General features: G+C 28.8%; 18 protein-coding genes and 1 pseudogene. 1 reads left to right on the top strand and 18 read right to left on the bottom strand.

Going from position 1 to position 24,943, the window contains the following annotated elements:
- Positions 1-107: 107 nt before the first annotated feature.
- The 6 genes and pseudogenes from HF850_RS01770 to yyaC all read right to left on the bottom strand — a co-directional run bounded on the left by HF850_RS01770 (position 108) and on the right by yyaC (position 5,424).
- Positions 108-2,357, bottom strand: coding sequence for a cell division protein FtsA (locus HF850_RS01770; RefSeq protein ID WP_169103769.1), 2,250 nt, complete (start codon positions 2,355-2,357; stop codon positions 108-110).
- Between the two features lie 253 nt (positions 2,358-2,610).
- Positions 2,611-3,102: an N-acetylmuramoyl-L-alanine amidase family protein gene (locus HF850_RS15955; protein ID WP_169103768.1), complete on the bottom strand. Its 492-nt coding sequence runs from the start codon at positions 3,100-3,102 to the stop codon at positions 2,611-2,613.
- A 323-nt stretch (positions 3,103-3,425) separates the two neighbouring features.
- Positions 3,426-3,590: a hypothetical protein gene (locus tag HF850_RS01760; RefSeq protein ID WP_169103767.1), complete on the bottom strand. Its 165-nt coding sequence runs from the start codon at positions 3,588-3,590 to the stop codon at positions 3,426-3,428.
- A gap of 326 nt (positions 3,591-3,916) precedes the next feature.
- Positions 3,917-4,351, bottom strand: coding sequence for a 3'-5' exonuclease (locus HF850_RS01755; protein WP_347564374.1), 435 nt, complete (start codon positions 4,349-4,351; stop codon positions 3,917-3,919).
- A gap of 211 nt (positions 4,352-4,562) precedes the next feature.
- A pseudogene (locus HF850_RS01750) lies at positions 4,563-4,811 on the bottom strand (YebC/PmpR family DNA-binding transcriptional regulator); the annotation flags it as partial.
- A 34-nt stretch (positions 4,812-4,845) separates the two neighbouring features.
- Positions 4,846-5,424, bottom strand: a complete 579-nt coding sequence (yyaC, locus tag HF850_RS01745) for a spore protease YyaC (RefSeq protein ID WP_169103764.1) — start codon at positions 5,422-5,424, stop codon at positions 4,846-4,848.
- An 834-nt stretch (positions 5,425-6,258) separates the two neighbouring features.
- Here yyaC and HF850_RS01740 point away from each other — a divergent pair.
- Positions 6,259-7,476 carry an IS701 family transposase gene (locus HF850_RS01740; protein ID WP_169103763.1) on the top strand — a complete coding sequence of 406 codons (1,218 nt, stop codon included), beginning with the start codon at positions 6,259-6,261 and terminating at the stop codon, positions 7,474-7,476.
- A gap of 63 nt (positions 7,477-7,539) precedes the next feature.
- On the opposite strand, the gene HF850_RS01735 is transcribed toward HF850_RS01740, so the two are convergent.
- From HF850_RS01735 to HF850_RS01685, 12 genes are all read right to left on the bottom strand, one after another.
- Positions 7,540-9,258 carry a zinc-ribbon domain-containing protein gene (locus HF850_RS01735; protein ID WP_169103762.1) on the bottom strand — a complete coding sequence of 573 codons (1,719 nt, stop codon included), beginning with the start codon at positions 9,256-9,258 and terminating at the stop codon, positions 7,540-7,542.
- A 337-nt stretch (positions 9,259-9,595) separates the two neighbouring features.
- Positions 9,596-10,540, bottom strand: a complete 945-nt coding sequence (locus HF850_RS01730) for a ribonuclease H family protein (RefSeq protein WP_169103761.1) — start codon at positions 10,538-10,540, stop codon at positions 9,596-9,598.
- A gap of 391 nt (positions 10,541-10,931) precedes the next feature.
- A complete protein-coding gene (locus tag HF850_RS01725; RefSeq protein ID WP_169103760.1) occupies positions 10,932-11,510 on the bottom strand; it encodes a recombinase family protein in 579 nt (192 codons plus the stop codon).
- A gap of 202 nt (positions 11,511-11,712) precedes the next feature.
- Complete coding sequence (locus HF850_RS01720) at positions 11,713-14,889, bottom strand: hypothetical protein (protein WP_169103759.1); 3,177 nt, start codon at positions 14,887-14,889, stop codon at positions 11,713-11,715.
- Between the two features lie 334 nt (positions 14,890-15,223).
- Positions 15,224-16,711: a type I restriction enzyme endonuclease domain-containing protein gene (locus tag HF850_RS15550; protein ID WP_243159363.1), complete on the bottom strand. Its 1,488-nt coding sequence runs from the start codon at positions 16,709-16,711 to the stop codon at positions 15,224-15,226.
- A gap of 4 nt (positions 16,712-16,715) precedes the next feature.
- A complete protein-coding gene (locus tag HF850_RS15545) occupies positions 16,716-18,230 on the bottom strand; it encodes an HsdR family type I site-specific deoxyribonuclease (RefSeq protein ID WP_243159362.1) in 1,515 nt (504 codons plus the stop codon).
- Between the two features lie 112 nt (positions 18,231-18,342).
- The gene (locus HF850_RS01710) at positions 18,343-20,361 is read right to left on the bottom strand and encodes a TIR domain-containing protein (RefSeq protein WP_169103758.1); all 2,019 of its coding nucleotides are present in this window, start codon (positions 20,359-20,361) and stop codon (positions 18,343-18,345) included.
- 98 nt (positions 20,362-20,459) lie between these two features.
- Positions 20,460-20,936 carry a hypothetical protein gene (locus tag HF850_RS01705; RefSeq protein ID WP_169103757.1) on the bottom strand — a complete coding sequence of 159 codons (477 nt, stop codon included), beginning with the start codon at positions 20,934-20,936 and terminating at the stop codon, positions 20,460-20,462.
- A 6-nt stretch (positions 20,937-20,942) separates the two neighbouring features.
- A complete protein-coding gene (locus HF850_RS01700; RefSeq protein WP_169103756.1) occupies positions 20,943-21,509 on the bottom strand; it encodes a toll/interleukin-1 receptor domain-containing protein in 567 nt (188 codons plus the stop codon).
- Between the two features lie 20 nt (positions 21,510-21,529).
- Entirely contained in the window at positions 21,530-22,012 is a 483-nt protein-coding gene (locus HF850_RS01695) for a TIR domain-containing protein (protein WP_169103755.1), read from the bottom strand.
- A 104-nt stretch (positions 22,013-22,116) separates the two neighbouring features.
- A complete protein-coding gene (locus tag HF850_RS01690; protein WP_169103754.1) occupies positions 22,117-23,364 on the bottom strand; it encodes a restriction endonuclease subunit S in 1,248 nt (415 codons plus the stop codon).
- Positions 23,354-24,847 (bottom strand): class I SAM-dependent DNA methyltransferase, encoded by a 1,494-nt coding sequence (locus HF850_RS01685; RefSeq protein WP_169103753.1) that lies wholly within the window; start codon positions 24,845-24,847, stop codon positions 23,354-23,356. The genes HF850_RS01690 and HF850_RS01685 overlap by 11 nt, the downstream gene beginning before the upstream one ends.
- Between the last annotated feature and the right edge of the window lie 96 nt (positions 24,848-24,943).

The following is a 24,943-nucleotide window of genomic DNA, read 5'->3' as shown; positions in this document are numbered from 1 at the left end:
CACCCTTTCATTCAGTTAAAAATTCATAATTAATTGCCCTCATTATACATATTTCAAAAAATTTTATATTAAACTCTCATCTTTTAACTATTTACTTTGTAACTGATTTAATTTTCCCAGTATATTTCTATAATATCATTATTTTTTATTGTATCTGTGTAAGCGCATTTTTCTCCATTTATTTTTATTACAATACTTCCTTTTGGAACTGTAAGATCAAAATCTATATAATTAAAAATATCAACTATAACATATTCAATTTTACCTTCCATAATTGTTTTCTTTCCATTTATCATTACAGTTATAGTTTCAAATTCTTCTTTATATCTAGCAGGCTCACTATTACTTACTTGAAGATCTTTTTCTAATTGTTGTACATCTCTAACACAGTCTCCTTTTCCTCCCAGTTCAGCACCTGATAATATTTCTTCTTCAGCTTCATTATTAGATACTGGTATATCTTTTATATTATATTCCTCATAATAATTTTCTGAATTATTATCATCATTTATCGAAGAAATAACTTTTTCATCTACTTTTTTATTATGCTCTTTATTTACTTCATCTACAATTTCTGTTTTATCAATATTTACACACTCTTTTTGAATATCTTTCTCGAGTTCTTCTGTATGTTCTTTAAATATTTTTTCTCCTTCTGATACTTCATATTCCTCATCTAATATGACACCATTTTGAAGAATATTTATATCTTCTTTTATAATATATTTTTTTATATCTTTTATTCTTGAAGGAAGGAATACTTCTACATTATCTCCATTCTTAATTATATATTCTAAATTTTCAATTTTTCCATTAACTAAGGTAACAGGTTCAATGCTTATTATTTCATCATCTATGTATATAGATATAGAATTTATGTTTCTTATATTTTCACATAGTTTAGGAGCTGCATTTTTTCCATTTTGGGCAAATTGAAGTTTGATATCATCCTTTTCTTCTACTTCACTTTCAAGACCTGCTTCATTACCGTTAATTGTTATTTTTGCATTTGTTCCATATTCTCCAAACACAATTCTTTTACAACCATTGTATGTAAATCTAGTGCTCTTACCATTTTTACTTATTAATAATGAAGGATTTATTCCTGCTTGAAGAAGTACATCCATAACAGTATGCTTATGTGAATTAAACAAACTTACTGGTTCATCATTAAACAAAACATCTATAAAATCATTACCAAGACTTCTTATTGCTGTTAGAGCAATTCCAAGCACCGTTACTCCAGCAGAACCTAGTGTATTATCAGAAACACATTCAGTAACTGCCTTCCTATCTTTTATAGCAATTCTCTGTGCTGGAAGATTTAACTTTTCAGCTATTCCTTCTAATATTCCCGGTGTATGTGCACCTCCACCAACTAAAAATACTGCACTAGGCGCTTTTCCTCCATTAAGCTCTAATATCTTTTTTGATATTTCATCACTTTCTTTAGAAACAATACTATTTATTGCTTTTAATACACTTTCAGAAGATACACTATTTTCAAGCCCTAGAACATCAGTATATATTATTTCACTATTTCCTATTGCTCTTTTAATATTTTCTGCAGTATTAAAATCAACCAAATATTCTTGTACTATCGTTTCAGTCACCTCATCTCCCGCAATAGGAACCATACCATATGCAGATATAGTTTCCTTAGAACTTATTGCTATATCTGAAGTCCCTGCCCCTATATCAACTAAAGCTATATTTAAAAGTCTTAAGTTCTTTGGTATAGCTGCCTCCATAGCTGCTATTGGTTCTAATGTAAGATTAGTAACCTTCAATCCAACTTTATTCATAACAGCATATAATGAATCTACAACTGATCTTGGTAAGAATGTAGCAATTATTTCCCCTGCAATCTTTTCTCCTTTATGACCAATTAAGTTTGAAATAAGAAATCCATTTAAGTAAAAATTCTTCACTGAATATCCTACACAATATAATTTCCCTTCTGTTGTTTTGTTAATGTCCTCTTCGGCTTTTTTTACAGCACTAAGTTCAAGACTTCTAACAAGTTCTTTATCAATTTCCTCATCATCATTAATTTCAATTTCAGACTTTGCATCAACAGTTTTTAGAAATCTACCTGCTGCTGCAATAGACACATCTGTAAGCTTTATCCCTGTTTCGTCTTCTATTTCTGACTTTACCTTATGTACTACTGATGCTACTAATCCAATATCGTGAATTTGTCCATCAACCATGGCTCTTTCTTCATGTTCCATGTACTTTTCACATACAACTTCAAATTTTTTATCTCTTATTATCCCAACTGTTCCAATAATAGACCTTGTCCCTATATCTAATGAAAAAATTATATCTTTTTGATTAAAACCCTTTAATTCCATTTAAACACACCTTTATTGATATTTTTTCTCTTTATTCGTTCATAAATCCATTTTAAATTATATATTATAAGACAAATTATATCAATTAATGTGCCCTAATAATTAATCTTACAAAATTTATACACTCCTGCTCTTTACACTTATTTATACTAATCATTCCAACATTATTAACTTAATCCTGTATATAAAAAAGCTATTATAAAATAACTTTTCCTTATTTTATAATAGCTTTTTATAAAAATACTAACAAATATTATACCCATGCACCATTTGAATCGATAGTATATCCATTCACTACTGTGTCATGTGCCATCTTACCTGACTCAAGAAGGTAATACCATTTACCATTACTATCCTTATGCCATCCAGTTTTCATTTCTCCAGATGGATTTAAATAGTACCAATCAGTCCCATCATTAATCCAGCCTGTTTGCATTTTTCCATCATTATTTAAATAGTACCAGTTTCCATTATTATTAATCCATCCTGTTGCATTAGTTCCATCTAAATTCTTATAACTCCAGCTTCCATCTTCATTCTTTACCCAGCCTGTTTGCGCTACAGATTGTGGTTCAGCAGAAGTATTTTCAGAAGGTACAGTTTTTTCAGCTACTGAATTATCTATAGCAGTTATTGGTGCATTTAATTTATATAAAGTTGACAGTTCTCCATTTACATATTTTTTAATCCTTCCTTTTGAAAGAACCCAAAGATTACCGTGTGCATCTATAGAAAAATCATCCATATCTTCATCTTCAATTTAATCAAAATCCTTATCTTCTTTAACTGCTTTTTTACTTATAGTTTTTCCATCTATATTAGCTTTTACAGTTGACATCTTATACTTTTTAAATGATATTTTATTATTATCAGTGTCAGGTTTTACAATATAAATATCTTTTCCAAGTATTCTTGCAGAAACATCTTTACCTGTAATAAAGTCTATTACTGTATCAAGTATTGCATTAGCTTCATACGTTTTTACTTTTTTAGGATAATACTTTATGTCTAAATTTATTGTCTAATCTATTAACTTTATCATCTTCAGAATCATCTGTCTTTTGACCATCATATATATATATACATACCATTAGCAAAGGCTTGAGCATCATAAATAAGTCCATCTTTAGTTTCTAGTGATTTAACTGATGCATTTGCAGCTGTCAAAGGTACAATACCACCTACCATTGCTCCACAAATTAATAATAAAGTAGTTCTATTAAATCTTATCATAAGTTTTTTCCTTCCAAATCAAATAGTTTTACACTCAAAGTATTGTATCATAATAAATTTCATATAGATATATAATTTAGAAAGTTTATAATTTTAATAAAATTACATTGATTTCAAAGAAATATTTTTTATACTACGAGTATAAAAATTGCTTTTTTTGTTAATAACCCAACTTATTTTTTGAATGTTTCAGCTTAATTTTATAATTCAAATACATACTTTTATAAATTCAATTTAAATTTTTATACTTTAATTACAAAAAGTCATCAAATTGATTTGTAAATCATTTAATGACTTCCTTATAGTATTATTATATAAAAATCAACTTATACATTTTGTATAAGATTATTTTCAACAAGAACTTTCAAACTAAAACTCCTGTCTACTCCATCGCTGAACCTAATCTTAACCTTATCCTTATTGAGTTCTTCAATTACTCCAACCCCATAAGTTCTATGACTTACATTATTACCTTCTTCAAATCCATAAGTATCTACAGGAAGGTCATTAAGCTTCCCTTCTACTATAAATCTAGACACATCTTTAAATTGACCTTTTCTACTTCTAGGTGAGAATAAATAAAGTTCATCTATAGCACGTGTCATACCCACATAGAACAGTCTTCTTTCTTCTTCAAGATTAGTATCCTTGCTTGATGAATGTGGTATAGTATCTTCACATATGTTCATTATAAAAACATTTTTAAATTCCATACCTTTTACACCGTGACATTCTCCATATACAGCCATTAAGCTTAGTATTTAAGCCGATTTCAGAATATCCGTCAATATAAAATTCTATTCGTTCCATTCCCATATTCAGTTAAGTATATTATATGTGTATGGAGTCGGCTTTTCAATATATTTAAACATAAAAAATGAGGCATCTCTCCCTCTATCATATTGTCATATTTTTATTATAGTAAACTTCTTAAACATCATCCTCAAGTAAGTCTAACATCTTTTAAGACTACTCAGCATCTTCTTTATTTATTGCGTTGTATGTATCTGGTATCATCTTTACTACCGCTTCTAAAAATTCTACTCCTTGTTCTTCTAATGCTTCACGTACTGTTCCGAAATCTTCTGGAGCTGTAGTTACTACAAATACTTCATCTTCATCTGCATTGAAGTCTTCTGCTCCTGCATTTAAAACCATCATTATCATTTCATATTCATCATTGCCTTCATTTTCTATAATAAGTCCACCTTTTTCTTGGAAAGTGCAATAATTATTATAAAAATAAACTTTACATCTATAAAATTTTATTATTTTCATCAAAAGATTCTTTTAATCCTTTAGCTATAGCATATGCCATTTCACTAATAAAACTTAAATCTGAACCATATTTCATTACATCAATATTCACTGGTGCTACAAAAGCTTTAATAGAAATATCACCAACTTCTAATAAGTCTATTCCTGCTCCCTTTCCTGGTTTTATTGCACCCCTTTTTATATCAATCATTCCTATCTTTGATTTATCTGAGAGTGCTGCATCAATTGCTATTATTGTTTCACTGGGATGTTTATCTTTTATTGTATTCATTTGCGTTTTCAAATTAATTGCATTAATTGGATTAATCATACTACCATAAACAGGTATATTGAAATTTTTATCTTCTCTTAATATAGATCCAACAAATGGTCCAAGACAATCAACAGTATCCGTTCTATTAGTCCCTATGCAAACTATAACAATATCAGTATTTATATGGTTAAATCTAAAAAAATCGATTATCTTAGTATAAGAATCTTTAATTGAATATTTACACTTATAAGACTTTCTTTTTGATATCTTTAAGAATTTACTTTTTATATAATTTGCAAACATAAATCTACTCCTGAATTCAATATAATTAAAATATAAATATTTATAATCAATAATAAACATTAATTAATTTCGTTATTCGCTCTAAATCTGATAATGCTAATTATAATTATATAAAAACTTATAATTATGGACAAATGAATAAATAAAAAGTCTTTTAATCAATAAAATCCAATTATCCTGAAAGTCAGATAAGTATCTATACTATTAGGGTATTATACCATATAAATTTTATCGCAAGTTATTAAGTTTATATACTTTGATGCTTTTATACAAAACTATATTATTATCCTAAAATCTTCACTAGTTTTTGTAGTTCATGTTTTAAAGCAACATTATCTCTTTCTATATTTAAATCTAATTTAGCTAATTTTAATGCATTATTAAATGATCCAAAACGCTCAAAAAAATTTAGGATTAGGAATGGTTGAATCTTATTGGCGATCTATTTTTAGGAGTATATCCTAATTTCAATAATATTTTATTATAATCTATGTATTTGTAATCATTTTTCTATTTATTCTAAGAAATCTACTTGTTGCTATTATAAAGTTTCACATATACTACCGAAATCTTCTGAAGTAATTGTTACTACAAATACTTCATTAGTAAAGGTTTATACAAGAAATCAGATAAGCACCCATACTATTAAAGCATTGAACTCCATTAATTTTATAGAAAGTTATATAAGTTAACTTGACTTGTGCATTAATTTAAGAAAATTTACCAATGGTTTATTATTCATATTTTACCAATATAATTTTTTATATAAAAATAGCATATAAACCTCAAACATGTTAGATTTATATTGCCAAACCAAAATCTAAGGAGATTTATATGCCGACAACAATATTAAACCAAAACGAATTTATTAGCAACTATATTTTAGAGTTAAATCTGCCATATTCTTCTGCGATAAAGAACCATATGATAAATTTAACATCTGGAATAATCGTAACCGAAGGAAATAAAACAATTTCTTCAGCTTATAATAAACTTACATCTAATCGACACAGAAGTACTGGCTCAAGATTTCTAAGCTCATATTCATGGAATCATGAATATGTTACGGAAGAACGCATATTTCATGCAATCTCTGAAATCTCTAATAGTTGTGAAGATAATGATGTTGGATTCCTAATTATTGATGATACTTTGAGTAAGAAAAATACCTCAACTAAAAAAATCGAAGGTTTGGATTTTCACAATTCTCATGCAGATGGCAACAAACCGAAGTGGTCACACTGTTTAGTTACCTCTCACTATAAAATCAAGGATTATTCTATACCTTTAAATTTTAAACAATATCACCGAAAGGAATCTAGTAAAAATCTATCTAAAAAGTTTTTAGATAAAAATGAACTTGCAATGGAACTAATAAATGAATTTACTCCAGCAACTAAAACAAATTATTTGCTGGTTGATTCTTGGTATACTTCAGCAAAAATTTTGCTTCACGGTTTAATAAATGGTTATCATACAATTGGCAGAATAAAATCTAACAGAGTGATTTATCCAGCTGGCATTAAAACAAATGTCAAAAAGCTTTCTTCATATATTAGAACTAATGAAACTAGCTTAGTTACCGCTAGTAACAACAAGTATTATGTTTATAGATATGAAGGAAAACTCAACGACATAGAAAATGCTGTTGTACTTATAAGTTGGACTAAACAGGATTTATCTGATAATCCATCATTTATTATAAGTACTGATGTATCGCTTGATAATAAGGCTATAATTTCATATTACGAAAAGCGATGGGATATTGAAGTAAGTTATAGATATCATAAAACTGCTCTTGGATTTGATGAATTTCAAATTCAATCCTTAGAATCAATACACAGGTATTGGAGTATGATATTTTTAACATATACTTTCCTTGAGCTTTTCAGAATTAAATATGGTAAATTATATAAATTAAAAAATATTGGAGATGTAATATTACACTTCCGAAACAACTATTTGGTAAAAATAGTTACCTTTGCACATGAATGTGCAGATAACGGGATAAGTCTAGAGACTACTATTTCCAAATTAGGACTAGCAGCTTAAATTTTTCCTATTTACTGCACAAGTCTAGTAAGTTAATACTAACTAAGTACTGCTCTATCCTCCCTAAAAATGCGAATACTGATCACAATTAAGACATCTATTTAACTTTCTTGCTTTTTTTCTAACACTCATTTTGCATAAATAATCTGGATTTCTTCTACAAGTCCAATAATACTCTAATGTAGATTTATAATATACTTCTGATGGTGTTTTCCCATTATTAGCTTTCACATTCCACTCTTCAGCCAACGCTGGATAATTTGTATATAATGAATTTTCTTCTGTTACAACAAATGCACTTCCTCTTCCGTTTTCTCTTGGACAACCACTTCCTGCATTCCTTTTAGACACACTTTCTCTCCATTCATATCCACATTTATTACAACACCACCATACAACTTCATTAGAAAAAGGCTTTACATGAATAGGCAATAGTCCATCATTCTTAGTCGGATGCCATTCCTTAGCTAATTCAGGATTCACACTTTGCAGACTACTTTTCTCATCAATATTCGATAAATATATTAAAGCCTTATATCTCATGTTATCAATTTCTACTTTTCTTAATAATTCCGTTCTACTTTTCATTTCATTATTACCATGATAGATAAGTTCTATTAGATTAATCAAATTTTTATAAAATTCATTTAGCTTGGTTAAATGTCTCTTTATTGTAATATGAAAGCTACCATAAGATTTTAATTTTGGTAATCCTTCTTCTCTTATTCTAATAAACGTTATCTCTTTATTATTTATTTTTTGATGTGCCAGTCTTCTATTCTTTTCTTCATCTTGTTCCTTCTTATTTTTGTGATATCTATACCCATCATATTCAATAGCTAAAGCAATCTGTGGAATAAGGATATCACATTCAAGCTTCTTGTCATTTTGAATCTTAAATCTATTATGAACATCACCAAAGACTTCTTTAAAAGCTAAATAAATCATAACTTCACTTATAGATGTATTTCTTCCTCTTGAACATAAACTACATCCATAATTGCATCTATCATTAACGCTTTTTCTCTCTTTATGAGTAGGATTTTTAGAACATCTCCAATACACCTTCTTATTTGAATATGGCGTAACATCCATTGGAGTTAAATTTCCATTCAGTTCATAATCCCAATCTTGTGCTATTATGGGAAATGTATTTGCTAAAGACTTACACCCAATACATTCCTTATGTCCTATAGTTCTTTCATAAGCCATTGATTGCCATTCATATCCACACTTATGGCATTTCCAATATACTATTTTATGTGAACCTTTATTAAGTATATAAGGATCAATACCACTATTTTTTTCTTTATCCCAATCCTTCATTAATTCTGGATAATTATATGCTATTGATGAACATCTTGGACATTTCTTATGACCTTTATTTCTCTCAGTTACAGATGCCTTATATATATAATTACAAATTGAACATTTCCAATAAACTTCTTTTCCACTTCCAGCTTGTACATCTGCCGCTGTCAATCCATCATTAAAGTCTATTGAAAATTCCCTAGCCAATTTCGGATTTACATTTGCCAAGCAATTTTCAGCAGATAATATTTCGTTTGAACAATACGGGCATCCCCTCGAATTATTTTTTCTAGCTCTATTAGATAAATTTGCAAACCATTTATGGTCAGGATTTTTGGAACATATCCAAGCTATCTTTATATGCATTCCTGGTGTAACATCTGCTGGTGTAAGTCCATTATTCCTTTCATAATCCCATTCCTTAACTAGTTCTGGATACTCTTCTAATACAGATTTTTTATATTTTTTCATAAAATCACTTCCTTGTTAGAAGAGTATCTCCATATTTATTTGTTTTAATCATTTTTTTAAATTCTTCATTAACTTTTAGCTTTATTTTATATTGCCGCCAAGCTTTTTACTTGTTTTTCTGATAATTCACCAACCTTTTTTCTTTCCTTTTTAAGATGATTTTATATTTCTAACATAGTTCTTTGCTACTGCTCCTCTTTCCTTTATAACTTCTTTCAATCGATGCAATTGTTAGCTACTTACTTATATTCTTGACAACTTCTATATCATTGAAAGCTTTAGTGAATCTAAGTAATTTCTGATATTAACATTAGTTGTTAATTCTTTATATATGTTATCAATTATATTTACCATATTCTTTAATAGCATTCTTAGCTGCTTCATCTGCAAGGTCATTATAAATACATTCATCACTATGGCCTTTAACTTTAATAAAGTATATATTCATCTCTTTGCTCGCTTCTTCTACAAATCTAACATATTCTTGAGTATACTTATTTTTAGCCTGCCATTCACCAGAAGCCCATAGTGCAATATTCTTTAAATCATGATAAATTGCCACATCTTTTGTTCCTAATTCTTTTGCTTTACTTATAGCTAGTTTTGTTGCTTCTAATTCACCTACAATGTTCCACTGATCCCACTCGTCGTGTCCTGCTTTTGAATATGTATTATATGAACCATTTTTATCTAAAACTACAACTCCGGCTCCATATGTTTTTGTATCTTTATCGTAACTACCATCTACAAATGCAATAAATTCATATTCACAATATAGTTCTTTTGGATCTATAAATGTCTTAGAACATTTAACATCAGCTTTACTTCTTATAGCTTTTACATCATACCCCTTCTTTGTTATTCCATCTTTTTTATGACTTCTTTTCTTTTCGCTTATTTTCTTTTTTATAACTATATTAGGATTTATGTATCTTAATGCGGCAATCTTACCTTGTATTTTTTTATAATCTGCTCCAGAATATCCGTTAATCTGCTGCTTGCACTCTTCCCAAGTAGTAAATAATCCTATCTTCCTTCCATTTTTAACAGCATAATATATTTTATTGTCATCTTCTGATTCATTAATAGATTTTATAAATTCACTATTTTGTTTAGTTTCAATTTTTGTATCATTTAAGTATGCTTCTGCTTCTTCTCTAGTGGAAAAGCCCTTATATTTTGCATTAGGATATGCAGAAACACTTTCTAAACATTCCTCCCATGTTTTTAATATTCCAATTCTTCTACCAACCTTTACTGCATAAAAATTTTTCTTGGCCATATTTTAATCTCTCCTTATTAAATTTAAATATATAAGTTATTTCAAATGGTTTTTCCTCGCTACCCGTTACAAAATGTAATGGGTCCTAGTTATCAATCTATAATATATTCATAATTCTATTAATAGTATCTGTATAAATAAGTTTCCTCTGCAGCTGCACTCCTCTCCCTCGGGCTCACCGTTTTCTGCTTGTACTCCTTATGATTCAAATACAAAAGCTTTAGTAGTATCAATTATATATAATAAAGTTATCTTTCCATCTTCACTCCGTTTCCTGCCCTCTTTTAGCTTTCTATGTGTTCTTGTGATTGTACTTAACTAACCTTATACCTTATGTTATGTTAACCCAATATAATAGACTACTCATTTATAAACTTTTTTTAAATTTATTTCATTTTTTAGAATTATTGCATCGAATTAAAGTGCTCTTAGATATTCCTGTTATCTCAACAACCTCATTATAACTTTTGTCACCACCATTAATAGCTAATAAACTTAATGCATGCTTAATCTGCTTCTCCGTATATTTCTTTGGTCTGCCTTCTGTAAATCCCTCTTTAGTTTTAGCAATTGCTTTACCTTCTTGCGTTCTTTCAACAATCATATCACGTTCAAATTCTGCAAAACTAAAGAATATGTTTCTTATCAATTTACTTGCAGGTGTATTATCCATAATTCCTATATTTAAAATATTGATCCTCACCCCTCTATTAATTAATTCTGTCACAAGCTGGCTTCCTTGAGTCATGCTTCTAGCAAATCGATCCAGCTTTGTGACAATCAAAGTATCTCCTTCTTTTATATAATCAAGTAATCTTTTAAATTCTGGTCTATCAGTTTTTGTTCCAGTAAAATTATCTTCAAATATAACTTCTGCACCATTTTCTTTTAATAGTTTTCTTTGAACCTCTAGACTATTTCCATCTGTAGCCTGTCCTTTAGTTGATACTCTTGCATATCCATAAATCATATTTATAACTCTCCTTGTTTTGACACTAAGTTTTGACACCATTCTATGCATTGATTATACGTTACATTTTTATTGGTTTCAATACTTAAAAGTTATGATACATTTATATAATTTATTATGGCTAAATTTCTAATTGAAAAGTATTATAATTTACGACTGACTAATTTTTAGTCATCTCTCTCTCCATCCACAATTAATATTATTAAGATATTTTTTTGTCATAAAGAACAGCACCTCTTACTGGATAATTTGAAAACACATGAACAGTAGCATCTGTTCTAAGAACCCTAGCTCTTCCAATTGCCTGTATTAATTCTGACTCTATATAATAGAATTGTATTTCTTGAAGTAAGCTGCCTTCTTCATATGTATTAAAATAGAATTCAAATCCATTTCTTCTGGCATTAATATAAGAGATTTTTTCACATGCTTCTGTCTTACCATCAATTATTGTAGCCAATAATCTATATACTCTTTCATCTGCATGAGGAGTTCCAGCTACAATTAAATCTTGACCTTTGTATAAATCTAATCCAGAACAAGCTCCAAAATGAGTTATTGCATCAAAACCTTCCTTCTTAAATTTTTCTTCATATTTTTTAAAAGTAATTAAACTGCTTATTCCAAACGCTTCAGTTTTAATTTGCTCTAATACTCTATCAAAATCCTTATTTAACTTACTTCTTGAGCAGCCAGTATAATGCAATACTATCTGTCCCTCTGTTTCAATATTACCTATATCTACAAAATTGATTTTCCTATCAGGAAACAATCCTTTATAGATTGCTTCATTAGCTGTTGCACTAAGAATAATACATCTTTTATTCGGAAGTTCCCTTACACCCATTCCTAAAGTAGCTCCATTTTGATCTGCTATTATAGCACTCATTTTTAATAATTCTTTTAAATTTATATTTATAGAATTCTTCTTATTTTCAATTAAAGTATTAACTTCTTTTGTATTAATAGTAAACTTAGGAATTACGATTGGAATTCCTGGATTCATTTGTGCCTTAATAACATTAGTTCTTAATATGTTAAGTTGTTCTTTTAAATTAAGTATATCTATTTTTTCACAAGTTACAATTAATTCTTGTAATTCACTTAATGTTATATCCATAGTTGAAATAAGTGTACTTGCAGCTATATCTTCATCTATTATATATGTCTTTATGTTTTTATTATCTATTTCTAAAGCTTTTTTATGTGTACAAAATATTAATTTACTTGTGTTTTTAGATTGCTTAATTCCTAACAAATATTCATTTATTCTATTTAATTCTTTGACTTTCTTAATATCTGCAACTGATTTTCTTGAACATTCTTGAAGCAATAGCTCCCTATATTGCTCTATATATTGTCTTGCTTGTTTATATGCTCCGATTTTCTGTAATCTTCTAAATTCATTTAATATATTCTTATCTTCTAATTCAAGATCTTTCATATATATAGAATCATGTATATTCAATCTTTCTACTATATCTGAGCCTAATTTATGATTAGGATATGCAATCACTGTATTATCATAGCTATTCAAATGCTTTAATATCTCTGTTTTGCCTATACCTGTTGGTCCCTTTATTACATTAATGGTACCTTCTTCAGAATTAAATGCATCTAAAATTGCCTCTTGTAACTTTTCTACTCCATCTTCAATTGAAAGTGCTGCCGTATCTTCTTTTAAATTTCTAATCTGACCTCTTTTATTGTCTATAACATGAAGCATATTAAATCCTTGATTTGAACAACTATCACAATATGGACAGAAGTTCTCACATCTCATTGGTGAATATCCATATTTTGAACTGTTTTTTATGGTATTAATTTTGTTATCTGTTCGATTTATATAATAATTATTGTTTTTGATTACTTTTATCATTCTTGATTCAGCGCCTTTAACCCTCCACATATTAGTTGACATTCCAAATATCTCTTCATGATAGCACCACCTTTTTCCATTTATAAAGTCACTCCATAATTTGCATTTAGAATTAAATAAGTTAAAGTTAAAATGTTGAATAGTTTTTTCGTACTTAACTTTTTTCATGGAAATATTAACTTTTGTACATTTCTTCTTGCCATTATTATCAATAGTTATTCTATATGCACTTTCTTTATCAATGCTAAAACTAAATAAAACCTTTTTTAACGTATTTGCGTTCAGCTCTATATTATATATAATAGAGTTTAACTCATTTTCGTAAATATCATTATCATTAATTATCCTGACATCTGGTATTCCATTGACCATATTTAAACCAGTAGATTTACAATAATCCTTTATTGCATTTAAATCATTCCTATTATCACCATGAACTCTTCTTATATATACCACGAGACTTTGTACCAGCACATATGGATCAATAACATTAATATTGTCACTAAATACTCTACACTTTTTATTGGTACCAAAGAATAATCTGCTTAAATCTTTGCATGCTTTATCACATTCAGGCATTATCTTCATAAGTGCCATTTGAATAACATTTCTAATTCTGACATCAGTAATAGAATTTCTTACAATAAATATTAATCTAAATTTAGGTATTTCTTTTGTGCTACTAAAGCTTTCATAATAAAAAGCTGGTGGTACTCCTAAATCAGCAAACCTTTTGTACGCTTCTTTTGGTGTAAGCAGACCATACTCTTTAAGTTCCTGGCCATTATTATCAATATCTAATGCAAAAACTTGCTGACTTTCCCAATCTATATTTTTACTTCCATTAAGAGCTGCTGCCTTAAATGATTTTCCATTTTCAATTGCTTCTATAAATTCTTTAACATTAACTGTTGTTTTACATGAACCAATTCTATTTTGTATATTAGAAGTTTTTACACATGGCTTTTCTTTATATGATACTGAATCAATATTAAGCGTTAGAAATATATCATCTGCATTTAAACTTGAATCTTCATTTTCTATATCATTACATACTGTATGTACTATTCTTTGATTTAAGTCAACTTTAAAACTATCTTCTGTTAATGTAATATTTGCAGACACTTCAAAGTCTATATCTTCTGAATCACACAGTTCATCAATCAGCTTCTTTTTCTCATTCCATTTATAATTTTCTATATTTTCATATAAGGAATTTCTAGTCGCTTTAATTCCTATTTTACTAAATGTATCTTTCAACCTAGTTAATGGCCCTTCTTCTCTTACAGGTGTTTGTACTATTTTAATATCTAATCCTTCATTATCTTGTATACACACTATTTGTTCATCAAATTCAATATCATCTGCTTCACACATTTTCATAGCATTATCAAATAAAATATCCCACTTTAATTGTTCTCTTTTCTCCTGTTTGTTATTATCTAATGCTTCCATTTTTAATTCTCTTCTTATTTTATTTATAGTTGCTCTTAATTCCATATAATATTTCTCCTTTGTTTTTAAATTAGGTAAAAAAATCTCTCTCACCCCTACACTTATATATTATGGTGAACACTTAAAATAGACTCCTCAAAAAAGAAATTTTTTAAACTTTTTTTATAAAATAAAAAGACAGGATTTCTCCTGCCTTATCTACGCTATTATTTTTGCCTTGCTTATGGAATTTTTACTATATATAAATTTAGATTATAAAATTTTTCTGAACCTACTATATGAAATATATACTTCTTATATATTAAAATTTTCTGCCCCAGGTATCTTGACTTTGCCCTTCGGGTCTAGTATTCGGTACCAATATTTCTATAATCTTTTCTTACATATTAACACATTGAAGCTTTGCCTGCTCCAATACATCTTCTATAGCTTTCTTGCTCTTATTAGGTGGATAGTCATATTTCTTTAGCAATCTCTTTATTACACTTCTCATTTTGGCTTGTGCTTGTGCCTTTTCGTACCAAGCATGAGTCATGTTTTCTCTTACTGTTTTAGTAAGTTCTCTTGCTATCTTTATAAGAATGTCATCTCCCATTTCTTTTATAACTTCTGGATCAGATGTAAGTACATCGAAAAATGCTTTCTCTTCATATGTCAATCCAACTTGATGTCCTTTTTCTATTGCTTCTAAAAGTTCATGTTTAAACTTAACTAACTCTTCAAGAACTTTGAATACATCTTCATCATCGCTTCTGTCATTATATCGTTCTATTATTTTTTCAAGCCTTTCACTAAATGTTTTGCTTATGACTAAGTTTGTCTTCTTTACATCAGCCACTTTTTCTTTCATTACTCTCATTAATATATTTGCTGCCATATTTTTTTGTGGTAATGCTCGTAGCTTGTTTAAGTTCTCATCTGTTAATAACTCAAATGTTTCCTTTGTGCCTGCTTCAGTAAGTGAAAGCACCTTATCACTTAAGATTGCCTGCTCAAGCATATCGGATATTCTCTTATTAACTTCTTTTAAATCTGGCACACCATTTTTACTTGTCTTCATTATAAAGCTTCTTACTGCTATAAAGTATGCAATTTCATTCTTAATTCCCTTACTCAATAAGCTTGTGCATATTTTATATACATCTTTTAATCTCTTAGTCTCTGTAAGGAATATCTTCTTACGAGCTTCTGTTGCTTGTATATACTCTGCTCCATCTCTTATAAGCTCAAATCTTCTTTTATCAGATTCTTTGAAGAAATCGCTATAGTCAAAATAGTGAAATAAATTTCTTAGCACTTCGACAATATCAAGTGCTATCTTTTTGCCTTCTTCGTTTTCCTGAATTTTATCCTGATCTCTTGTAGTATAAGTTTTTAATGCATCAAAAAGCTCTTTCTTTATACCTATATAATCTACTACAAGTCCGCCTGTCTTTCCTGGATAAACTCTATTAACTCTTGCAATTGCCTGCATTAAATTATGAGCTTTCATTGGCTTATCTATATACATTGTGTCAAGACATGGTACATCAAATCCTGTAAGCCACATATCTACGACAATAACTATTTTGAACTCACTATTCTCATCTCTGAATTCTGTTTCAAGATCTTTCTGATGCTTCTTGTTTCCTATAAGCTTAGCCATCTCTTCACTATCTTGATTGTTTGTTGTCATAACCATCTTAACTTTGTTTACCCATTGTGGTCTCTGCTTAATTATCTCCTTGTACATCTTGAAGGCTGATCTTCTTGAATAAGCTACAATCATAGCTTTACCTTTAACAAGATTTTCTCTTTCTTCATAATGAGCTATTAAATCCTTTATAAGTTCTCTTATTCTGTCATCACTAGAAATAATCTGTTCCATTTTGCTAAGCTGCTTCTACAACATAATCTTCTACACCTTCATTAATCTGCATATCCCAGTATTCTTGGTCTATCCTTTCAAGCATAGAATCATTAATCTTTACTTTCGCTAGTCTTGATTCATAATAAATCTTAACTGTAGCTCCATCATGTACAGCCTGAGTCATGTCATATACATCTATCAAATCACCAAATACTCCATATGTTGATTTATCAGTTGTTTCAATAGGTGTTCCTGTAAATGCAATATAAGTAGCATTAGGCATAGCTTCTCTTAAATATTTAGCATATCCATATTTAACTTCACCAGATTCTAAATCAACCTTTCCATCAAGACCATATTGCGTTCTATGAGCTTCATCAACCATAACAATAATGTTTTTTCTTTCAGATAAAAGACCAGTTTCTTCTTCAAACTTCTGAATAGTAGAAAATATAACTCCGCCTGTTTTTCGATTATCCAATAAATTTTTAACATTTTGTCTGCTTTCTGCTTGAACTGGTTTCTGCCTTAGAAATTCATGAGCTTCTCCAAAAGTTCCAAATAGCTGTCCATCTAAATCATTTCTATCTGTGATGACTAATATAGTAGGATTATTTAAATCTTCATCTTTAATCAAGTTTCCTGCTAAGAATGTCATAGAAAAACTCTTTCCACTTCCCTGAGTATGCCATACAACTCCTGCTCTTCCATCTGTAGCAACTGCTCTTTTTACCGCTTTAATTGCTTTATTCATACCAAAATATTGATGATACGCAGCCATAATCTTTCCTTTAGATGTGAAAAGAATAAAGTTCTTTATTATATCAAGAATTCTGTCCTTGCCAAACATTCCATATAATAATGTATCAAAATTAAGCTTATCAATAACTTCATCACTATCATCAACCTTCTTCCAAGCCATAAATCTGTCAAAAGGTGCAGTTAATGTTCCAGCTTTAGTGTTAACTCCATCACTAATAATAAGGAATGCATTATAATAAAATAAAGTAGGAATATGTACATTCTTATAGTTCATGATCTGCTTATATGCATCCTCAATAGTAACTTCTTCCCTTGAAGTACTCTTAAGTTCCATTAAAACAAGTGGAATACCATTAATATAAACAATAACGTCTGGAATCTTCTTAATATCATCATCTTCATTTACTTCAACCTGATTTACAACTAAATACTCATTCTTTTCAACATCAGAGTAATCTATTAATTTAACAGTATTATATTCTGTTTTGCCATCAATGAAATCAGTAACTTCAACACCTTCAGTCAAATACTTATGAAAAATTTTATTATTAGTAAACACATCATTAGTTTCAAAAGTTCTGATCTTACGAATAGCTTCTTTTATAGAACTCTCTGGAATGCCTTTGTTGATTTCAATAAGCCTGCTTTCAAGCCTGTCTAAAAGCAGAACTTCCTTGTTGTCCTTGTTTAAGTTACTGCCATGTATATATTCATAATCTAATTCTTTTAAATATTCAATTACTACATTTTCTAAACTTGCCTCTTTAAAATTCATAATCAATATTCCTTTTTAGTAAATTCTTTATATTGAGTATAGCCTAAAATTATGTATTTTAAAAGGTGCTTCTATTTTCTTATAGATGCACCTTTATATACTTTTCCGCTTACTAATTCTCTTTAATGTTCTTCAAGCCCTTTAATATTAGATATACAGCCTCTTCTACAAATGGAGTCGTAAACAATTTATAATTTTCTTCTAAACTAAGTCCATTCCTAGTGATATCTACTTTCTTAATTTTCTCTATAATTTCTTCATAATCTACTGATGTTCTACGTTCCCTATTAGTAGCATAACTCAACAATTCTTTATATCCAGAATTATTATTAATTTGCCAATTTAATGTTAAATCTTCTGATACAATACCATTCTGTATTAAATCACATACACTTGAAGTTATTCCACCAAATCCACCTAAAAGATACAGTGGACGTTTATTTTCTATAGCAATTATAATTTCTTCAAGAACCCCTGGCATTATTCCTTTATATCCTCTCTTTCGTCCTCCTGCACAAATACGTACATCACATTCTTCAATCATTTCTTTACGCATTTTTGTCAAACATCTACTCCATACATAAAGATTTTGAGCTGTTTTGGGAGGCAAAAAAGTATCCTCATTAATAATTAAATCAGCAACAGCTGAATCATATTTAACCTCTCTCATTTCTGCCACATCGCAATATTCAGCTTTCCATAATTTCAATTCTTCATTGTCATTTGTATATATAGGCCATGCAATATAATTAGTTAACTTATATGTTTCATCATTTAATCTATTCTTTAATATTTTAGCTTCATTAAAGAGAAATTCTGTAAATCCATTTGGTCTTAAATCTCCTCCATAAATTAAATGTGCTCTACGAGCTATTAAATAACGAGCAATATCCTGTGATAATATTGAAAGATGAGACTTATTTTGCCCAATCTTTATCATGTCTTCCTCAGATGGTTCGGATATTGATATTCCTATTTTCATTCCAGTTAATTCATTTAAATCACTTGTAAGTGGAGTATATGTCTTAATTCCTAAATTGTTCAAAAAGGTCACTTCCTCTAAATATACTGGTGGTTCAGGGTATAGAATAGACTTATGTACAATATTAATCTTACCATTGTCAAAACTTAATACTTTTTCAATATCAGATACTTCTGGTGGTCTACAAATAATTCTAATTTCATCTTCACTATTGTCACAATAATTATTTAATAATTTCTTTGAATAAAAGAATCTTATTGTTTCCACTATGGCACTACTTAAGATTCTTAATAAATCTTCTTCTACTATACCTCCATTATATTTTACTCTTAATTCAGGTATATTAGAAGCAAATGGGAAATTACGATCTTCAAAATTTTCAACTACATTAACAGCTATAATTGGTCTTTCTTCTGACTTTGCTGTTAGTATTTCTTTTTGGCACCAATACCTAGATGAATAAGTATCAGAATGAATTATTATAATAGATGATTCTTTAATATTATCACTTATTTCTTCATCAAACCTATATCCTGTCCCTATATCAGTAGCATCAAAAAAATTTCTCATTTGAGAATCATCTATGAATTCTTTTAACTTTTTAGCCAATTCTACTCCACGGTTCCCATCTTTCGTATGACTTAAGAATAATTTTAACGAGTTCTCTTTTCCCTTTGCTATTTCTTGAAAACTTTCATTTAATGCATATCTATAAATTTCATGTGTAATTGATATAAATATTTTTTCTATTGGATTAGAAGTAAACTCATAAAAGCGAATAAAGTTTTTCAGATTAGTTGGAGCTCCAATTTTAAATGCATATTTATCTAATGCAATTGGAATCACTATGCTATTATTAATTTTACTCAAGTTATGAATATATTTTTTCCATTCTTCATCTATTATTACATTCTTACTTACAAACGAAAAAATTATTGACTTCTCTGAATCTAAATAATCAAATGATTCAGGAACACCTTTTTTTAGAGTTGTATAATAAAAAATAGGTAAATTAATAGCACGTGAAAAAGGGTTCTTTATATCACGAGATAATAATTTACTACAATATTCTAATATTGGTTTAACTATTTCATTATCAGCTGGATTCCAAACAAACACTATTGATAATGGTTGTATTTTCTTACTCATCCGTGTACTCCTTATTAAATGTAACACATTATAATTAATTTCATTTTAATATATAATAGCTCCTCTTATTTAGGCGAGCTATTACTTTATTCTATAGCTTACTGTTCTAACAAGGTTAAATCATCTATTTCTTCTACACCTGCCATATCACCAAGCATTTGTGTATATACAATTAATTCTCTTTGTAATATTTTTAATTCTTCTCTAAAATGCTTTTTATCATTCTGACTAAAATCATGCTTAACTTTCTTAGACCATTTTGCAGTAAATGGTCTTATAACTTGATTTAAGATTACTATTGCAATCTTAGTAAATTCCATACATTCGAGTTTATATTTTTTAATAATTTCACGTGTCAATCCAAATATTTTATAAATACTTTCTAATGCTTCCTGTTCATCTCCATCGTTATCCTTTAAATCTTGTGTTGTTATTCTTGTTATCAATTCAATATATAGTTCCCACGCCGCATCTTTATCTGCTCTTTGAGGTTTCCAATCCATTTCGAGAAATGAAGTTTTTATCTTTAAATCTGTCATATTCCATTTCTTTAACCAGTCTTTCCACTTATTCATTTACTTCTACCTCACTCTTAAATATTTAGCTAATTTATTATTATATGATGCCTTTGTAATAAATTCGCCACTATTTTGTGGTACAGTTGATGTAGATTCAAATAATACCATATTATGTTTTCTTGTTATTTCTTTAATGTAATTATTCATATCTTCTATACTTAAAATTACATCTTCTATTTTTAAATAATCTGGAACTTTAGTTATATCATTTTTTATTACAGATGCAATTGGTTTTTCAGATTTTTTGCCATAACCAATTTCAAACGGAACCCACCATGAAGACACTGTCTTTTGAGAAACAATGCATAAAATATAATCGCTTCTTAATATTCCTTCTTCTATACATTCAGTAACTTTCTGAGCATCTCCTTCACGATCAGCTCTTTGTAATACTGGATCATTTTTATCTAAATAGATATCAATTCCAGCATTTCTCAAATAATTTCCTAACTCCTCAACATACTCCTTATCTTCACTTTTATGAGATAAAAAAACTACTGGTTTTGAATTATTAGAATAATTTAAAGATCTATAACGATAGTTTTCTGCTATATTAATACCTCTTGACATATTAATCATTCCTTTCAATTTTAAATATATGAATTTCTACTTCTTAATGGGTCACTCAAATCTGGAATATTTGTTCTTTTCTGATATGCTAATTCTATTGCTTGTTCCAATTCTTTAGCTGTTTTAGGCATGTCTATTATTAGTCCCATATTAAGGTTTTTCTCTAATCTTTTTGGCACAAAATGCTTCTTATATGGAATTCTTATTCCTAACAGCCCATTTCTTCCGTTATTCTTAGTATTAATTAAACTATAGTAAATTTCCCAGTCTACCCACCAGCGTCCGCCAGTTTCTTCTCCTATTAATACTATTGTTACTGATGAATTTCTTATCTTAGGCCTTATATAGTTATTTTTTATGGTATCACTACTCAAATTACCTATGTCCATATTTTCTAATGACCTATCTGAAAATACCATTTTATCATTTCCAAATTTCTTTCTAAATTCATCAACAGCATCTTGATCTAGTCTGTGTGCATAACTTACAAAAACATTTCTCATTGTATATATTCACCTCTCTAATTTGAAATTATATTATTATTATACATTATTTTGACTATTTTAGAATATACTTCTATAAAAGATATAAAATAAAAGCTAACCTATTACAGACTAGCTTTTATATCTTCTACACTTATCTCTCCACTCATTAGTTTAGATAACAGTGAATCTCTATGTTCTTTTAATATTTCACTTTCTTTATCATCCTCTATAATTTTATTAATTAATACTTTAGCTATTTTGTTGAATTTATCAATAATGGTTTCAGAAAAACATAACTTTAAATCTGTAATATCAGCTTTTTTCAAATTCAAAAACACACTACCACTAGCATTAGCAATTAATTTATTCATTGAATTATCCAAACTAAAATAAATAAATTCTCTAAACATGTCACTTTTAGGACTTACTGAGGCAACTCCTCTACCTAAAGCATACTCTTTATCAGCAAATACTGTATTTCCTATAGTGGCTCTTACTCCAAAAACCATATCTCCAACTTTGCATACTTTCTTTGGCTCTGATGAATATTTGCTAGGCTTAATTAACTTTCCTTCAAAATCTGCAGCTCCATTTAATAATGGTAATCCAATTTTATCCTGATTATAACTATTACTACTTGGTGATACTCCCATTGTAACAATAGATATGTCTTGTAGTTTTTCAACTTTCCATCCCTTAGGTATCATCCCCATCTCACTTTCAACCATTTCGCCACCACTACTCTTATAAGACTTACCTTCTTCATTAGGAAATTCAAAATCAACAAACCATCTTTTAAATAAAGCTTGAGCCATTTCTTCTAATGTTTTATTCATTTCATTATTTAATTCTATTTTTTCATCTAATGAAGATAAAATATTTACTATTTTTTTTTGTTCTTCTAGACTAAAATCAGCAATTTCATATTGAAGCATATGATCGATTTTCATATTAGGTTGTGTTGATGTACCTGCAGAAATTCCATATATAAAATTTTTAAATCTATCAGAAATAATATTATAATAAATATATCTTGGTAAGTAATTATTTTTTACCTTAAGCCGTATTAATCCATTATTATAAACTGAGTTAATATCTTTATCTATATATTTTACAACTCCTATAGTATTTCCTGTTCTAGCTACTAATATATCATTCTTTTTTAATAAAAATTTATTAATTACATCTTCTGATGCACTAGTGTAACCCCATTCTTCAAATGGTTTATTATTTGAAACATCCCCAATTCTCAAACACTTCATTCCAGTATCTTCTTCTACTATAGGTGCTCTTTTAATTGCATCAGCTCCAGTATTGGCTTTTTCTATCACCTCTGAAAGTGCAATACTTTTATTCAAATTATAGCTCATATCCAATTCCTCCAAGCTGCTTTCTTATCTCCTCTTCAAGCTCTCTACTCTTTGCAAATTGTTCTGACAATGTAGCTGTTAATCTTGACATCTTTTCTTCAAATGGCTCTCCATCATCTTCCTCTTCTTCAATTCCAACATATCTTCCTGGAGTTAATATATATTCATTATTTCTTATTTCATCTATTGTTGCCTTTTTACAGAATCCTAATTTATCTTCATATTCTCCATTACCATTATAAGCATGATATATATCTGCAACTTGTTTTATATCTTCTTCTGTAAGCTCCCTTAACTTTCTGCTTACCATTGTTCCCATTTTACGAGCATCTATAAACAGTGTTTCGCCTTTATTTTTCTTATTTCTATTAAAGAACCATATACATACTGGTATTCCTGTTGTATAAAATAGTTTATCTGGAAGTGCAACTATTGCATCTACAAGATCTGCTTCTAGTATGTTCTTTCTTATTTCACCTTCATTTGAAGTATTAGAACTAAGTGAACCATTTGCAAGAACTACTGCAGCTTTACCATTCTGACTTAGCTTATCTATCATATGTTCTATCCATCCATAGTTTGCATTACCTGCTGGTGGTGTACCAAATTTCCATCTTGGATCATTTACAAGTAAAGGCTGCCCCCAGTCACTTTGATTAAATGGTGGATTGGCTAATATATAGTCTGCCTTAAGTGATGCATGCAAATCCTCATGAAATGTATCTGCATTTTTACTTCCAAGATTATTTTCTATTCCTCTTATTGCAAGATTCATCCTAGCAAGCTTCCATGTTGTAGGATTTGACTCCTGACCATATACTGATATATCAAAAGCATTTCCGCTATGCTCTTCAAGGAATTTTAATGATTGAACAAACATACCACCTGAACCACATGCAGGATCATATACATATCCTTTATATGGCTCAATCATATCTACCATTAATTTAACTATTGATCTTGGTGTATAGAATTCGCCTCCACTTTTACCTTCATTAGCTGCAAACTTTCCAAGAAAATATTCATATACTCTTCCAAGTACATCTTTTTCCTTTTCAATAGTTCCACCTATATTTATATTAGTAAATAAATCAACTATTTCTCCAAGTATTCTCTTATCTAATTCAGGTCTTGAATAATTCTTAGGAAGTACTCCTCTTAATGTTTCATTTTCTTTTTCTATGTTATCTAATGCTTCATCTATAATAGCTCCTATTTCAGGCTGTTTAGATCTTTCAGCTATATAGTTCCATCTCGCATTTTCAGGAACCCAGAATATACCCTCAGCAGTATATTCATCTCTATCCTCTGCAAAGTCTAGATCATCCTTCATTAATTCCTCATGCTTTTCCATGAAAGTATCTGATACATATTTTAAAAATATAAGTCCTAATACTACATGTTTATATTCAGAGGCATCCATATTGTTTCTAAGCTTATCTGCTGATGCCCATAACTGATCTTCAAATCCTATTGCTGCCATATATTTTGCTCCTTTTTAATACAATTTCTATTAAACATTTTACTATATTTCCTTAATAAATGCACATTCTACAGCCTTTATTCTTTAACTTATTAA

Source organism: Clostridium sp. SM-530-WT-3G, assembly GCF_012843905.1.
In the GTDB taxonomy this organism is placed as follows: domain Bacteria; phylum Bacillota; class Clostridia; order Clostridiales; family Clostridiaceae; genus Clostridium.
The sequence above is the reverse complement of the archived record's forward strand: the minus strand, read 5'-3'. Positions and strand labels throughout refer to the sequence as shown.